The 13791-nt window shown below is 50.2% G+C and carries 17 protein-coding genes and 1 tRNA gene; 15 read left to right on the forward strand and 3 right to left on the reverse strand.

Annotated features, from left to right (window positions below; translation table 11 throughout):
- The first annotated feature begins 111 nt into the window (after window positions 1-111).
- From rpsP to trmD, 4 genes are all read left to right on the forward strand, one after another.
- The gene (gene rpsP / locus NYE29_RS23675; RefSeq protein WP_036688604.1) at window positions 112-384 is read left to right on the forward strand and encodes a 30S ribosomal protein S16; all 273 of its coding nucleotides are present in this window, start codon (window positions 112-114) and stop codon (window positions 382-384) included.
- Between the two features lie 22 nt (window positions 385-406).
- Window positions 407-637, forward strand: coding sequence for a KH domain-containing protein (locus NYE29_RS23680; protein WP_038593622.1), 231 nt, complete (start codon window positions 407-409; stop codon window positions 635-637).
- A 166-nt stretch (window positions 638-803) separates the two neighbouring features.
- Window positions 804-1328: a ribosome maturation factor RimM gene (gene rimM, locus NYE29_RS23685; protein ID WP_038593619.1), complete on the forward strand. Its 525-nt coding sequence runs from the start codon at window positions 804-806 to the stop codon at window positions 1326-1328.
- Window positions 1328-2200, forward strand: a complete 873-nt coding sequence (gene trmD / locus NYE29_RS23690) for a tRNA (guanosine(37)-N1)-methyltransferase TrmD (protein ID WP_340899783.1) — start codon at window positions 1328-1330, stop codon at window positions 2198-2200. Before rimM ends, trmD begins: the two co-directional genes overlap by 1 nt.
- Window positions 2201-2947: 747 nt before the next feature.
- Here trmD and NYE29_RS23695 read toward each other — a convergent pair.
- Window positions 2948-3313, reverse strand: coding sequence for a hypothetical protein (locus tag NYE29_RS23695; protein WP_340897783.1), 366 nt, complete (start codon window positions 3311-3313; stop codon window positions 2948-2950).
- Window positions 3314-3511: 198 nt separating this feature from the next.
- On the opposite strand from NYE29_RS23695, the gene NYE29_RS23700 reads away from it, so the two are divergent.
- Both NYE29_RS23700 and NYE29_RS23705 read left to right on the forward strand, forming a co-directional pair.
- Window positions 3512-3585: transfer RNA gene (locus tag NYE29_RS23700), tRNA-Pro, on the forward strand.
- Window positions 3586-3891: 306 nt separating this feature from the next.
- The gene (locus NYE29_RS23705; protein WP_340897784.1) at window positions 3892-5112 is read left to right on the forward strand and encodes an IS110 family transposase; all 1221 of its coding nucleotides are present in this window, start codon (window positions 3892-3894) and stop codon (window positions 5110-5112) included.
- A gap of 177 nt (window positions 5113-5289) precedes the next feature.
- On the opposite strand, the gene NYE29_RS23710 is transcribed toward NYE29_RS23705, so the two are convergent.
- Window positions 5290-5487: a hypothetical protein gene (locus NYE29_RS23710; protein ID WP_038593613.1), complete on the reverse strand. Its 198-nt coding sequence runs from the start codon at window positions 5485-5487 to the stop codon at window positions 5290-5292.
- 211 nt (window positions 5488-5698) lie between these two features.
- On the opposite strand from NYE29_RS23710, the gene NYE29_RS23715 reads away from it, so the two are divergent.
- Window positions 5699-5947 carry a hypothetical protein gene (locus NYE29_RS23715; protein WP_038593610.1) on the forward strand — a complete coding sequence of 83 codons (249 nt, stop codon included), beginning with the start codon at window positions 5699-5701 and terminating at the stop codon, window positions 5945-5947.
- 88 nt (window positions 5948-6035) lie between these two features.
- Here the strand turns inward: NYE29_RS23715 and NYE29_RS23720 are convergent, their stop codons facing one another.
- Window positions 6036-7046, reverse strand: a complete 1011-nt coding sequence (locus NYE29_RS23720) for a hypothetical protein (protein ID WP_038593607.1) — start codon at window positions 7044-7046, stop codon at window positions 6036-6038.
- Between the two features lie 333 nt (window positions 7047-7379).
- On the opposite strand from NYE29_RS23720, the gene NYE29_RS23725 reads away from it, so the two are divergent.
- The 8 genes from NYE29_RS23725 (at window position 7380) to NYE29_RS23760 (ending at window position 13780) form a co-directional block, all read left to right on the forward strand.
- Complete coding sequence (locus tag NYE29_RS23725) at window positions 7380-7667, forward strand: hypothetical protein (RefSeq protein ID WP_340897785.1); 288 nt, start codon at window positions 7380-7382, stop codon at window positions 7665-7667.
- A 141-nt stretch (window positions 7668-7808) separates the two neighbouring features.
- On the forward strand, window positions 7809-8153 hold the full coding sequence (gene rplS / locus NYE29_RS23730; protein ID WP_038593601.1) for a 50S ribosomal protein L19: 345 nt from the start codon (window positions 7809-7811) through the stop codon (window positions 8151-8153).
- Between the two features lie 217 nt (window positions 8154-8370).
- Window positions 8371-8991, forward strand: coding sequence for a signal peptidase I (gene lepB / locus NYE29_RS23735; protein ID WP_038593598.1), 621 nt, complete (start codon window positions 8371-8373; stop codon window positions 8989-8991).
- Between the two features lie 29 nt (window positions 8992-9020).
- Entirely contained in the window at window positions 9021-9881 is an 861-nt protein-coding gene (gene ylqF / locus NYE29_RS23740; protein WP_038593595.1) for a ribosome biogenesis GTPase YlqF, read from the forward strand.
- 217 nt (window positions 9882-10098) lie between these two features.
- Complete coding sequence (locus NYE29_RS23745; RefSeq protein ID WP_038593593.1) at window positions 10099-10710, forward strand: ribonuclease HII; 612 nt, start codon at window positions 10099-10101, stop codon at window positions 10708-10710.
- A gap of 60 nt (window positions 10711-10770) precedes the next feature.
- The gene (locus tag NYE29_RS23750) at window positions 10771-13101 is read left to right on the forward strand and encodes a DNA ligase (protein ID WP_340897786.1); all 2331 of its coding nucleotides are present in this window, start codon (window positions 10771-10773) and stop codon (window positions 13099-13101) included.
- The gene (locus tag NYE29_RS23755) at window positions 13098-13397 is read left to right on the forward strand and encodes an EscU/YscU/HrcU family type III secretion system export apparatus switch protein (RefSeq protein WP_038593587.1); all 300 of its coding nucleotides are present in this window, start codon (window positions 13098-13100) and stop codon (window positions 13395-13397) included. The genes NYE29_RS23750 and NYE29_RS23755 overlap by 4 nt, the downstream gene beginning before the upstream one ends.
- Window positions 13394-13780: a YraN family protein gene (locus NYE29_RS23760; RefSeq protein WP_038593584.1), complete on the forward strand. Its 387-nt coding sequence runs from the start codon at window positions 13394-13396 to the stop codon at window positions 13778-13780. Before NYE29_RS23755 ends, NYE29_RS23760 begins: the two co-directional genes overlap by 4 nt.
- Window positions 13781-13791 lie beyond the last annotated feature (11 nt).

Below are 13791 nucleotides of genomic sequence, written 5' to 3' on the forward strand. Positions count from 1 at the left end.
CAGAGCCCTTGGGGCCCTCCCTTGGCTAAGGGAGGGTTTGGGAGGGATCGAAAAAAGGTTTCCGGCAAACTCTTCCCAATCTTTCGATATTCTTTTAAGGAGGTGAATTTCGTGGCAGTACGTATTCGTTTGAAAAGAATGGGTGCACATAAAGCGCCTTTCTATCGTGTAGTGGTTTCCGATTCCCGGTCCCCTCGTGACGGTCGTTTCATCGAGGAAATCGGTTATTATAATCCGATTGAACAACCGGCAGTAGTTAAGATCGATGAGGAAAAAGCTCTTAAATGGCTTCAAACAGGTGCACAAGCATCTGATACCGTCCGCAACTTGCTTTCCAAAGCAGGCGTGATGAAGAAGTTCCATGAGCTGAAGCAACAGAAATAATGACTGATTGCGAGGGTCCTCTATGGAAGAATTAGTTGGTGTTATTGCTAAGGCTTTAGTGGATCATCCAGAAGATGTGATCGTGCGGACTGTAGAGAAGGATCACCTGATTGTATATGAGCTCTCCGTACATCCTGATGATGTCGGCAAGGTCATTGGCAAGCAGGGGCGGATCGCCAAAGCGCTTCGCACAGTAGTCACATCTGCAGCAGTCAAGAGCGATAAACGCGTTACCGTGGATATTTTATCTTAATGGATGCGTTCAATGAGGGGCTAGGGATAGTATATCCCGGCTCCTTTTTGTTCAAATATAGCAGTATAGATTAATGTACAAAGAACCAAAATAGGCGTTGCCGTGCCATTTATGTACGAGTCCTATTGCAGCAGTAACGCTGATAATATTTGAAGGAGAGGATTATATGACGGAAGAGTTAACCGTAGGCAGGCTGGTCAATACCCACGGCATTCGCGGGGAGGTCAAGATTTTATCGCATACCGATTTTCCGGATGTCCGCTTTGCGCCGGGCAAAAAGCTGCTGCTTATCCCCGCTGATGGAAGTCCGAAATTCGAGGTGATCGTGGAATCCGCCAAAGAGCATAAAGGGATGTTCATTGCCAAACTGAAGGGCTATACCAACATCAATCAGATCGAGAAATATAAAGGCAGCCTGCTTAAGGTTCCTAGTGATGATCTGGTCGAGCTTCCGGAAAATGAATATTACTTCCACCACATCGTTGGCTGCGAAGTATACACTGATGAGGATGGAAGCCAGCCGCTGGGCACGATTACAGACATCCTGCAGCCTGGAGCCAACGACGTCTGGGTTGTGAAGCCGGCCAAAGGACAGGATATTCTTATTCCGGTCATCAATGATGTAGTGCTTGACGTGGATATTGCAGCCCAGAAAATCACCGTTCACCTGATGGAAGGACTATTGCCATGATGAGAATTGATGTGCTGACGCTCTTCCCGGAAATGTGTGAGGGTGTATTTGGCACAAGTATTCTTGGCAAAGCACGTGAAAAAGGTATCGTCTCCCTAAACGCAGTCAATTTCCGTGATTTCTCAGGCAACAAGCATAACAGTGTGGATGACACGCCCTATGGCGGAGGTGGGGGCATGGTGCTGAAGCCTGACCCAATCTTTGCTGCCGTGGAACATGTGCTGGGCATCTCGCAGGATGGACAGCAAGCTAAGGAGATCATTGCGGGAAGTTTTTCCGAAAGCGACGATGTAAACGGAGATGAGCGCCAGCATGGTACTGGAGCAATAGCGGAACGTACGTCTGCTTCTCCTGTGAAACCGCGTATTATCCTTATGTGCCCGCAGGGAAAACAATATAACCAGCACATCGCCGAGGAATTGGCCCAGGAGCAGCATCTGATCTTTATCTGTGGCCATTATGAAGGTTATGATGAACGGATCAGAGAGCATCTCGTAACGGATGAGCTGTCCATTGGGGATTACGTGCTGACTGGTGGTGAGCTGCCCGCCCTGACGGTCATCGATTCGGTGGTACGGCTGCAGCCCGGGGCCCTCGGGAATGAAACCTCAGCGATAACAGATTCGTTCAGCACCGGCCTGCTGGAGTATCCGCATTATACGCGTCCGGCTGAGTTTCGGGGATGGAAGGTGCCGGATATGCTGCTGAGCGGTCACCATGCCAATATCGAAATATGGCGGCGTGAGCAGGCTCTGGAACGAACCCTGGAGCGGAGACCGGATCTTCTGGATACCGCCGAATTAACGGTGAAGGATAAGAAGACACTGGAGCGTTTGCGGCAGCAGCAGAACAAGCCTGAACAAAATAATTAATGGCACAAGGCATATCACACGTCTTTTTAACGTATATTACGTTGAGGAGGCGTTTTTTGTTATGTAGTGATTAATTTAACAGACACATAAGCTTCACAAAAAAATAAGAGCAAATGTGCGTAGTTATCCTTTTTTTAGGGTAATAAATAGAGGTGCCGCAATAAGATATGCAGCTTAGATGCAGCTAGCTTAACAATTGAAAGGAATGAACTGAAAGTGACTACGAATACGCGTGAAGAATTTAAACCGGACGTGGACACTGTCCACAAGGAAGCGGAGCCGCTCCGCACAGTAAGCGATATTATCGATTTTTATACGAATCGTAAATCGTAACCCCCTTTTTTGAGTAGAGAACAGACCCTGGCAACAGGTCCAATAGGAGAAGTGCTATAGTAATAGCAGCAGTAACCCAAAAAAACCATTAGAACAGACGGATCAATGACCCGCTGCTTTAATGGTTTTTTACATGAAAAAGACCGTCCGAAGACGGTCTCTCTACCCGAGGCGCTGTTTTATTACTTTGATCCGTATCCCGCGCCACCAAAGCCAGTTGTTCAGCCGTTGGTCCGGGTAAGGGATACGTTCAGCATGTCATGCTTGATGTGAACGCACCTCCTTTCCTTGTGCCAAGAGTATAGCATAACGTAATTTAAAAATCTATAAAATTTTAAGAATATATTAAAAACTATTTTCACAGAAGAAAGCATTGCTTTGATGAGAACCCGGAGATCTGCGCTTATTTTCGTTTTAGAACGTCAATAGCCGCCGCATAAGGTCCGCAGCTTCCTCTGCAACCTCGGCATCCGGGATTGCTAAGTCACCGATGCCAGCCTGGCATTGATAACGAATCTTTAGCGTGCCATCTATGTGCTGTTTTTCTATAATGCTAATTCCGCTCTGATGTGCCTGCGCCTTTATCATGAGCTCTTCTTGCGTTAATCTTTCCCGGGCCTGTGTCAGCCACGCGACGTACGGGTCAAGTGTGTGCATCGAGAGGAATATCTGGGAGTCCCGTTCGAAGGCGGCTTTCACCATCGGAAGGATCGTGTAAGGACGGATGAAGTTGCGGACTTCTGCGGTGATAGATGCGGGTGAGTTGCGTGTTGCGGACATTACAGTGCCTCCGTTCGATTGCGAATGTATGTTCGCATTATATCGCATGTGAACAAGTTTGTACAGGTGCGCGTTATTTTATTGCATAGGTGCACGGCCATACGCTATAATAAACGCGAGATTGGTAAAAGCTGTGACGACCGTATGGGCAATCGTTGACAGAACGTGATAATGGCGCGGAAGTTACGGAGTAGCCGTCGGGGTATAGCGCAGCCTGGTAGCGCGCACCCTTGGGGTGGGTGAGGTCGCAGGTTCAAATCCTGTTACTCCGATAAGACACTAAAAAACCGCTTCATACGGATTCAAGATTCCGTATGAAGCGGTTTTTTGTCCAAATATAAGACCCCCATGCCGCTGCGCGGCACCACTGAGGAATGAAAATATGGGCGATACTGGGTAGTGGGCTGGCGAAGGTAGGTCGGAAATTCTTGGTGATACGAACCCGCATATAAGACGGACCCCAACGACCCGGTGCATCACAGATTGTTGCTCCCATTGGGAAGCACGCAGGGCAGAATAACCTTAGCATTGGTCTTTGCACCAGCCTTAATCTCGGCCAGCAGGTAGGAGAAGCAAAGATGGAAGTATTCATTGAACGTTGCTGTGGACTGGATGTACACAAGAAAAGCATCACAGCATGTATCATTACGCCGAAAGGAAAGGAGATTCGAAGTTTTGAAACACTGACTCGTCGGCTGGTCGATCTGGTGGATTGGATCAAAAGCGAGCGGTGCAGCCATGTCGCGATGGAGAGCACCGGGGATTACTGGAAACCGATTTATAACCTGCTTGAACTGGAAGACGTCAAGCCGGTCGTGGTGAACGCGCAGCATATCAAAGCAGTACCCGGGCGGAAAACGGATGTGAAGGATGCGGAGTGGATTGCAAAGTTGCTCCGGCATGGACTGGTGCAGGGGAGCTATATTCCGGGTCGGGAGCAACGTGAGCTTCGGGAAATCATTCGCTACCGGCGAAGTATAATTGAAGAACGGAGCCGGGAAGTGAATCGTCTGCAGAAGGTGCTGGAGGGTGGGAATATCAAGCTCTCATCGGTGGCGTCCAATGTGCTGGGGGTGTCTGGACGGAGCATGCTGGAAGCCATGATTCAGGGCGAAACGGATCCATCGACTTTGGCGAATTTTGCACAAAAGAAGCTGAAGGCGAAAAAAGAGCAATTGAAGCTTGCCCTTGAGGGTAGCCTGGGTCCACATCAACTGCTCATGCTGGAAAAACAGTTGTCGCATATCGACCAACTGAATGAGCTCATCACAGAACTGGATGAAGAAGTGGAACGCCGGATGTCCCCTTTTGCGGAGGACCTGAAGTTATTGGATACCATTCCCGGTGTTGGTAAACGAACTGCGGAGCAGATTCTGGCAGAAATCGGAACGGACATGACACGGTTTCCAAGCGCGGGGCACTTGTGCTCATGGGCAGGAATGACTCCAGGTCACGATGAAAGTGCGGGAAAGAAGCGATCGGCGAGGACGCGAAAAGGAAATAAAAAGCTGCGAAGCGCACTCGTAGAATCTGCGCGCGCGGCAGGACGAAAAAAGAATACCTACCTGTCGGCCCAATATCACCGGATCGCAGGCAGGCGAGGAAAAAACAGAGCGGCCGTAGCCGTCGGTCACAGCATTTTAGCGATAGTCTATGTCTTGTTAACGCGAAGACAGGCATATAAAGAATTAGGGTTTGACTACTTCGACCAACGAAACCACGAGATGGTGATGAACCGATCCATAAAACGCTTGGAATCGTTGGGGTATCAAGTAAACCTGAGTGAACAATTGGCCTGACAGCCGATTTCAAAAAAATAAAAAACATGGGGTTTGTTTTGGTATGTGTACTTTGGTGTTCTGAAGAAACTTTATTTTCAGGGCAGAATTTATATGCTTCACGCTATAAACTATCCTTCTATTTCTCGCTGAAACGGATACCGTCCTTTTGAGGACGGCAAAGCCGTTTCCACTTGGTTATCGTCGCTCTAGTACTTCACTGTCACTGCGGGTAAGCTTAATGATCCCAGTAACCAATGCATATAATGCAACAACCGTGAGTACGATAATGGCCCAGACGTAGTTTCTTACTGTGTAAGTAAGTGATGCAAAGATTAGGAACAAGGCGATGCGCAGTATTCCCTCGTTAATAAAATTTCTCCCTGCTGTACTCATGATTCATGCCTCCTTAAGTTCGGATTAGTACATATACAAGCCCGTAAGCGCTTTACTGTTTGTAATCTTATTATAAACCTTTTCCAACGAAAAAGACACACATTGTTCACAAGTTATTTATTTCACATATATTTCACAATGGTAACTTAGCCGTTACCGGCTAATCCCTCCAGTCATAATATAAATCATTACAGTAAAGGAGGAGTTACGGGTGGAAGCATATTATAATTGTCTGCAATGCAAAAACAAAAGGGTACGGATTATGACAACCGATGGAAAACAGCATGAAGGTATCATCGTGGATGTGGATCGGAACAATGTCTATCTGAAAACGAAGGGCAACGGAAAAATGAAAACCTCGGCATTTTACCCAGGCAATTATTACGGTGGTTTTTATGGGTACGGCAGTGAAATTTTAACTTTAAGCTTGTTTACACTGCTGGCAATCGCGCTGATCTAAAAGGCGAAAAAGTGGGCCTCCCTAATCTGGGAAGCCCATTTTTTGCGTATATACGTAAATTTTGATATTCGGTTCGGTGTCTTTCATTTTAGTTCTGTATGGAGATGGAGCCGATTTCCGTGGATAGGGACAATAGCGGTCCACCCCCGTTTAAATCATGTTTGCCCGAACCTGTACCGGAAATATGTCCAAGCTCACTGGAGGCCTCCACGGTGCATTTGAGACTGCTGTCCAAAGAGGCGGATATTTTACCTATGTCACTTTTAGCTTTGAGACTGCTGCCGTTTTTCATCTCATTGATATTTAGCTCGATGCTTCCGGTATCTGTCTCTACCTTGGACTTGCCGGTGACTTCAACATCCCGGAGTGTGATGGCTCCAACATCGCTCGAAATGTCAAAGGTTCCCTGCAACTGGCTCAGCTCAATAGAACCTACATCATTATTGATTTCAAATCTGTCGACACTAGCTGGAAGCTCAATCAGGTAGTTGATGCTGAAATCTGAATAGCCGTATTTTTTGTGTGCCCAGGACCATAAATCCTTTTTGGGACTGTCCTTGGCATAGGTGGATACTTTAAGCTCGTCACCGCTAATTTTTACAGATACTTCAGCATTATCAAACAACTCTGGAGCATATTTGCTGGAGGCATGATGGGCTACAATAGTAGCGGTTACGTTGACAGTATTTCCTGTAGAGGAGATGACCTCAACCTCACCCACTGCATTGTCCAGGGTAAGTGTAGAGGAAGACCCCACTTTCGAGGTGGCAACAAGTTCTTTGCTGACACTGTCGGCTGTGATCTGTTCTGCCACGACGGACGCAGTATTCTGAACGGCTTGATGCACATTTTCCATGGCTTCTCCGATATCCTGCCCTAAATCTGCTGCTGCTTCACTGATTTCCTGCCCGAGTTCACTAGAGAATTCTTCAAACTCCCCATTGCTGTCAGCAACTTCCTGTTGGGAGTTGCCGGATAAGCGCTGTTCAAGTTGATTATCGGCAGCTTCCTTGCCAGGTAGTTCTCTGCAGCCGGCTAATAGTACAATGGAGAAAACAGCCAGTGCTGCAATCTTTGCTGGTTTATAATTTTTTTTCAAATGGAGCCCCTCCTAAAAGTCTGTATATTGCTTATGTATAATCGTTATTATATATTATGGTAAATAATTGAATAACAGGCTGGAGACCGGTTGCTGTGCTGGACTAAAGTCCAGTACCCATGGGCGCGACTACAAATCAATAAACGATTGTGTTAAAATTAGCTGTAGATGAAAGGTTCAGTAAAGCTGAAACGGCGGGTTGGAAATCAGAGCAATGGAAGTGTAGAAGTGTAACGGAGCCTGGCAGCAGAAAACAGACCGACTCTCAGGCACCACGAAGGGCGGTCTATTACTATTTTGACTGTAAAAAGTCAAGGGAGCGGATGAAGCCTGATGCGATATGCAGCAATCCTGATCGTATTGTTATTTGTTGTGGTTGTTTACTGGCTGTTTAACAGACGGCATAAGAGGGCCGGAAGTCCAAAGACTGCAACGGCCAGCAATGTGATCTCGATGGACAGACACCGCAAAGCTAAGCAGAGTTCCACGGATCAGCTCTGTTCCTCATGCAAGAAGAGAAACGGCAAACTTATCTTTTATGCCCAGGATAATGGAAGCGTAGTCGGACTATGCAAGGAATGCAAAACCAAAGCCCAAAAGAAGGATATGCTGCCGCTCTAAAAATATAGTTGTATTAGCCTACTCTTTATGTTATTATTATTTCTGTTGTGTGGAATACGGTGGTCCTCTGCGGATAATGAGGGAGAGCGATGGTCTCTCCGGAAGAGGCATGAACACCTGTACGGAAGGAGGAAGTCCTAAATGAATATCCTACAAGCAATTACGCAAGAACAAATCCGCAAAGATATCCCGAGTTTTCGCCCGGGTGACACTTTGAAGGTACACGTAAAAGTTATCGAAGGAACTCGTGAACGGATCCAGTTGTTCGAAGGCGTTGTAATCAAACGTCGCGGCGGTGGAATTGGTGAGACTTTTACGGTTCGTAAAATTTCTTACGGTGTTGGTGTGGAAAGAACTTTCCCAATCAACTCGCCTAAACTCGAGAAAATCGAAGTGGCTCGCCGTGGTAAAGTTCGTCGTGCGAAGCTGTACTATCTTCGTGAACTGCGCGGTAAAGCTGCAAGAATTAAAGAAATCCGTCGCTAGAATAGTGACAAAGGAAAGGGGCTTGAGTTCAAGCCCCTTTCGTTTATTCTTGTTGCTATATCCGGTTCTTCTCGACCCCAATAATGGACATTGAAATAGTTGCCTTAGGATCAGCTTCTCCGAAAAGGCCTCCTGAAGGAGTAATCGTGGAGGGGTTTTTGGCAGGAGTTTTTTTGTGTTGTATAGTGAGTATAGGATGAAGAGAGGACGGTGAATTATGCAGCAGGATTTGCAGCAGGGACAAGGGGAGATCGTGGAGTCCGGCGGACAGAACCCCAAGAAACAGAAGAATGAAGTATTGGAATGGATTAAAGCGATAGCAATTGCATTGGTTCTGGTAATTCTGATACGATGGCTTTTATTTAAGCCGTTTATTGTGGATGGACCTTCCATGAAGCCTAATTTCCATACCGGTGAACGGGTAATTGTAAATGAAATCTTGTATGACATCCGCTCTCCGCAGCGTGGCGAGGTGATTGTGTTTCATGTGCCTTCAGAGGGCAAGGACTTCATCAAGCGCGTAATTGGAGTGGCTGGAGATACGGTGAAAGTCGAAGGGGATGTCGTTACAGTTAACGGTGAACCTGTGAACGAAACTTACATTCAAGGCGCGATTGATGAAGCGCATAATAATAATGCTTTGTACAATAATAAAAATTTCCCTAACGAAGATTTTACTGACGGCACAGTGCCCGAAGGACATGTATTCGTAATGGGGGATAACCGCTCAGACAGTACAGACAGCCGGATGATCGGTTATGTGCCGCTTGGTGATATTGTAGGCCGTGCAGATCTGATTTTTTGGCCGGTCAAAGACATTTCAGTAATTAACCATTAAGCTGACAGAAGTCAAAGGAGGTGACGGCAATGGCCATTCAATGGTTTCCGGGTCATATGACGAAGGCTAGACGGCAAATTGAGGATAAGCTGAAGCTGATAGATGTTGCAATAGAACTGCTCGATTCCCGTCTGCCGCTTTCCAGCCGCAATCCGATGATTGACGATATTTTACGGGACAAGCCGAGATTGATTATTCTGAATAAAGCAGATTTGGCTGATCCAGAAGCGACGCGTAAATGGTTGTCGTACTTCAAAGCCCAGGGGCATGTCGCCCATCCTGTAGATGCGTCTACCGGAACAGGTGTGAAGGAAATCCCTGAACAGGTTAAACTGCTGCTGAAGGAGAAAATTGATCGGCAAATTGCCAAGGGGATGAATCCGCGGGCGATGCGCGCACTAATTGTGGGGATTCCCAATGTGGGCAAATCGACGCTCATTAACCGGATGGCAGGCAAGAGCATCGCTGCGACCGGTGACCGTCCAGGGGTCACAAAGGGCCAGCAATGGATCAAAACGGGCGGAAATCTGGAACTTCTGGATACCCCGGGTATTCTGTGGCCAAAGTTCGAGGATCAGGATGTAGGCTACCGCCTTGCGGTAACCGGAGCTATTAAAGAGGAGATTCTGAACGTCGAGGATATCGCCTTTTATGCTGTCAAATATCTGGTCTCGGATTATGGTTCCCGGTTTAAGGAACGCTTCGGGATTGATAAGCTTCCTGAGGATCTGGAGAACCCCGATGAGATCGTTGCCGTTCTGGAAGCGATAGGGCGTAAACGTGGCTGCCTCATCAGTGGCGGGAGAGTGGATCTGGAGAAGGCATCACGTACGTTACTCCATGAACTGCGGGCAGGAAAGCTTGGAACCTTTACTTTGGAGATGCCTTAAGCACGGTGAAATAATGATTGGATTATAAGCCATCCACTTTTTGGGGTGGCTCTTTTTGTTGTCTTTGTTTTGAAGCATGATTGAAATGGGTCCTATGCAGATTTATTTTATTAACTTAAAGAGGGATGCCCCCTGAAGGCTTCATATGATAAGCTAAACAGCAGTAGGATTGAATATAAGTGAAACTGGCGGTGGATGAACAGTGAGTACTACAGATATGTTGTTATACGAAAAAGAAGGCTGGGAGCAGTCGTTTTGCCGGATTGCCGGTGTAGATGAGGTGGGCAGAGGCTGTCTGTTCGGGGATGTTGTCGCCGCAGCGGTGATATTGCCAGAAGGCCTTATTATAGAGGGTGTTGACGATTCAAAGAAGCTGAGCGCCAAGAAGAGAGATGTTTTGTTTGAGCTCATTATGGAGCAAGCGCTGGCGGTTGGTGTTGGCCACGTTGACTCTGCGGTGATTGATGAAATTAACATTAAACAGGCTTCGCGGCTGGCGATGAAGAAGGCGGTGGAGGGCTTGAGCCATACTCCGGATTACATGCTAATAGATGCAGAAAAAGTGGATCTGCCGTTTCCTCAGCGTTCAATTATTAAAGGAGATGCCAATAGTCAATCTATAGCTGCGGCATCCATTGTGGCGAAGGTGACCCGTGACCGGCTCTGTGAAGGCTTGTGGGAGGAATTATACCCGGACTATGGGATTAAAATACATAAAGGCTACGCGACCAAGCTTCACCGCGAGCAAATTGTGGCCCTGGGGCCAACGCCTATGCACCGGCGGAGCTTCATCAGCCGGATATTGGCGGAGCAGCAGACGTTATTTTAAAAAAAGAACTCAAATGTCGATATACTAAGAAGACATTAAACGAAGGGAGGAGAAAACGGCATGAATATCGGATCTTTGATTCGAGGATTGCTCGGAGACAGTAAACCGGGAGAAGCCAAGTCTTTGGAACTGAAGGAAGGCCAGGTCGTTCGTGGTGTAGTCCTCAGTGTGTCGGAATCCGGCAAAGAAGCGGTCGTACAGATCCAAGGCACGCCTGTCCGTGCGGAGCTGGAAACTCCGCTGCAGCCTGGACAAACCTTAAATCTGCAGGTTGCCCCTCCGGGTGAGGGCGGGCTGCCCGTATTGAAGCCGGTCTCCCTTGGCGAATCAGCTCTTGCATCATCTCAGAGCATGGGGGAAGCACTGGAATCACTTGGGCTGTCAAATTCCAAGGCAGGACGGGAGATTATTCAGGCCATGCAATCAGGAGGCCTGCCCCTGACCAAAGAGACGGCGGCGAAGCTCGATGCGGTGATGAACGCCAAGCCGCAGGGCGTGCCTACTTCGGAGTGGCTGGAAGCGGCAGTGATCTCGGTGAAACGGGGACTGCCTGTGACAGCGGAGAGTGTGAAGGGGCTGCAGCAGGCTGTGTTTGGTCCGAAACTGCATGAATTGCTGACCAAGCTTGAAACGGAGCTTACGCTCTGGGCGCAGCAGGAAAGTGAAGGGGAGGGTGGAAAGGCCATAGTTGGTTCGGAGAAGCTTACGGCTCATTCCGGATCTGCTGCCCCTTCTTCTACCGGCAATACTGGTACTGGTCTTGCTGTGGCAGGCGGAGAGCTTGATGTTGATCCGGCAGCGGTTAAAGCTGTCCTAGCGGCTTCTGCTATGCCGGACGAAGCTGCTGACGGGGCCAAACCAGCTGTGCAGTCTACGGCAGCGCAGGCTGGCGCAGGGAAGGGTGAACAGGCTGCGGCAGCGATGGCCGCGAACACACCCGAAGCCGAAGGTACTAATCCTGAAGCCGCAGCCAAGAACGTGGCAGGTACTGCTGCGGCTGTGCCGGCAGACAACGAATCTGCCGACGCGGGTGTTCTCCCTAAGGCAGCAAATGCGGCTTCAGGGAGTTCGGCTGAAGGAGCTGACACGCAGAATCCTGCGGCGCGGCTGAAAGAGAGTGGAGCAGATCCTGCAGCGGTACGAATCGGTGCAGGATCTGCCGGATCAGAGGCGGAGCCTGCGGCGAATGCGGCCAAGCCGGGGACCGCAGCTCAGCCGGAGCGTGCGCAAGCTGCCGCAGGCAATTCCGGTGGACCGGCAGCGCAGCAGTCCGGCACGGCGCTGCTAACGAAGCTGCAGGGCGTGCTCAGCGAGCTGCGCGGCACACTGCCGCAGCTCGCCGCTTCGCCGCCCGCTAACGTTGCGGGCGGAAGCCCTGCGCCAACGGCAGCTTCTATGCCGGCGGCAGCATCGGCGCAAGCGGCGGCACCAACACCGGCGGCAGTGCCACCACCGGCGGCATTGGCTGCGCCAACGGCGGCAGTGTCAACGCCAGCGGCTGCGCCACCGGCGGCAGTGCCAGCGCCTGCGGCTGCGCCGCCGCAGGGCAATGCAGCCCCGCTGACGCAGGCGGGGCAAACCCAGGCCCCCGCGGCGTCAGCGCCGCGCGGGGAGAGCCCGGCTGCTGCGTCAGCGCCGCAGCCGGGGCCCGCTGCCACCCAGGACACGGAGTCCTGGGTGGGGCGGGTGCTGAAGCTGCTCGGCGCGGAGCACGAGCAGCAGGCGGTGCGCGGCGGCTTCGCAGCCGGCGCAGAGGCGCGGCTTGTGACAGCGGCCGCGGGAACGCGTGAAGCAGCGCTGCCGCTGGCGGCGCTGCAGGGCGGTGCGGCGGCGGGTGAAGATGCCGCCGACACGCTGAAGGGCGTGCTGCTGCAGGTGATGAGCAGCGATGCGCCGCCTGCGGTGAAGGAAGCCGCAGGCCAGCTTGTGCAGCAGCTAACGGGACAGCAGCTGCTGCTCAACACGGACCGTACGGCACCGTTCGCACAGGTGACGCTGTTTCTGCCGCTGCGGGGCGAGGATGGACAGGAAACGGCTTCTGTCCATATTCAGTCGCGGCGTGGCCGCAAGGGTGAACTGGATGCGGCGAACTGCCGGCTTTGGTTCGATTTGGATATGAAGCAGCTGGGACAGACGCTGGTTGACGTCCAAGTGGTCGACCGGATCGTAAGCCTCAAGGTGCATAATAATGATCCTTGGGTACTTGAACTGCTGGAGGATCGGCGGGAGGATGTCCAATCCGCAGTGGAGTCAATAGGCTACCAGCTTTTAAGCTTGCGCACAGAGCCTTTGCCGGAGCCCGGCTCGCTTGCGGCATCCGGTATGAAGACTGTGTCCAAGCTGGCAGACTATGTTCCTGACTCCTACAAAGGAGTCGATTACCGGATATGAGTGAGCCAAATGAAGTTTCACAGAACCTTAAGAAGGCTGTTGCACTGAAATATACTCCAGGCCAAAGCGAAGCCCCGGTAGTTGTGGCCAAAGGGCAAGGCGCTGTGGCAGATATGATTTTGCAGCGGGCCAAGGAGAACGGGGTTGCCGTTCAGGAGGATGCAGCATTGGTGGAGGTCCTGTCGAAGTTGGACCTCGATCAGCAGATTCCTCCTGAGCTGTACCATTTGGTGGCGGAGATTCTAAGCTATATCTACCAGAGTGACCGTTCTGCAGGAGAGCGGAGGCTCAAGTGAGGGAGAATGGCACAGGCGGGCGGTATAGCCGCAAACAAAAAGGCACAGCAGCTGAACAAGCTGCTGTGATGTATTTGACTTCCCAAGGTTACGATATTATAAAATGCAATTGGCGCTGCCGCAGCGGCGAGATTGACATCATTGCTGAGCTTGAAGGCAGGCTGATCTTCGTGGAAGTACGGAGCCGCAGCGGAAACCCTCAGCAGGGGACACCCGAGGAATCTGTGAACACCCGCAAAATACGGCAGGTGCGCAATACGGCAGAGGTCTATTTGCATGCCACAGGTCAGGAAGAACGGCAGGTCTCCTTTGATGTGATTTCAGTATTACTGAATGACGATACGAGTATCGCTGCTCTAAGGCATATTCGCGAGGCATTTTAAGTAGTTTTTTG

Origin of the sequence: Paenibacillus sp. FSL M7-1046, from assembly GCF_038007405.1 — a bacterium.
Taxonomy (GTDB): domain Bacteria; phylum Bacillota; class Bacilli; order Paenibacillales; family Paenibacillaceae; genus Paenibacillus_AQ.

Coding starts and splice junctions, on each gene's coding strand:
- NYE29_RS23725 (WP_340897785.1), top strand. CDS start 7,380: ATGCGATATGCAGCAATCCTGATCGTATTGTTATTTGTTGTGGTTGTT.
- NYE29_RS23750 (WP_340897786.1), top strand. CDS start 10,771: ATGAATATCGGATCTTTGATTCGAGGATTGCTCGGAGACAGTAAACCG.
- ylqF (WP_038593595.1), top strand. CDS start 9,021: ATGGCCATTCAATGGTTTCCGGGTCATATGACGAAGGCTAGACGGCAA.
- NYE29_RS23745 (WP_038593593.1), top strand. CDS start 10,099: ATGTTGTTATACGAAAAAGAAGGCTGGGAGCAGTCGTTTTGCCGGATT.
- NYE29_RS23755 (WP_038593587.1), top strand. CDS start 13,098: ATGAGTGAGCCAAATGAAGTTTCACAGAACCTTAAGAAGGCTGTTGCA.
- NYE29_RS23695 (WP_340897783.1), bottom strand. CDS start 3,313: ATGTCCGCAACACGCAACTCACCCGCATCTATCACCGCAGAAGTCCGC.
- NYE29_RS23710 (WP_038593613.1), bottom strand. CDS start 5,487: ATGAGTACAGCAGGGAGAAATTTTATTAACGAGGGAATACTGCGCATC.
- rplS (WP_038593601.1), top strand. CDS start 7,809: ATGAATATCCTACAAGCAATTACGCAAGAACAAATCCGCAAAGATATC.
- NYE29_RS23705 (WP_340897784.1), top strand. CDS start 3,892: ATGGAAGTATTCATTGAACGTTGCTGTGGACTGGATGTACACAAGAAA.
- trmD (WP_340899783.1), top strand. CDS start 1,328: ATGAGAATTGATGTGCTGACGCTCTTCCCGGAAATGTGTGAGGGTGTA.
- NYE29_RS23680 (WP_038593622.1), top strand. CDS start 407: ATGGAAGAATTAGTTGGTGTTATTGCTAAGGCTTTAGTGGATCATCCA.
- lepB (WP_038593598.1), top strand. CDS start 8,371: ATGCAGCAGGATTTGCAGCAGGGACAAGGGGAGATCGTGGAGTCCGGC.
- rimM (WP_038593619.1), top strand. CDS start 804: ATGACGGAAGAGTTAACCGTAGGCAGGCTGGTCAATACCCACGGCATT.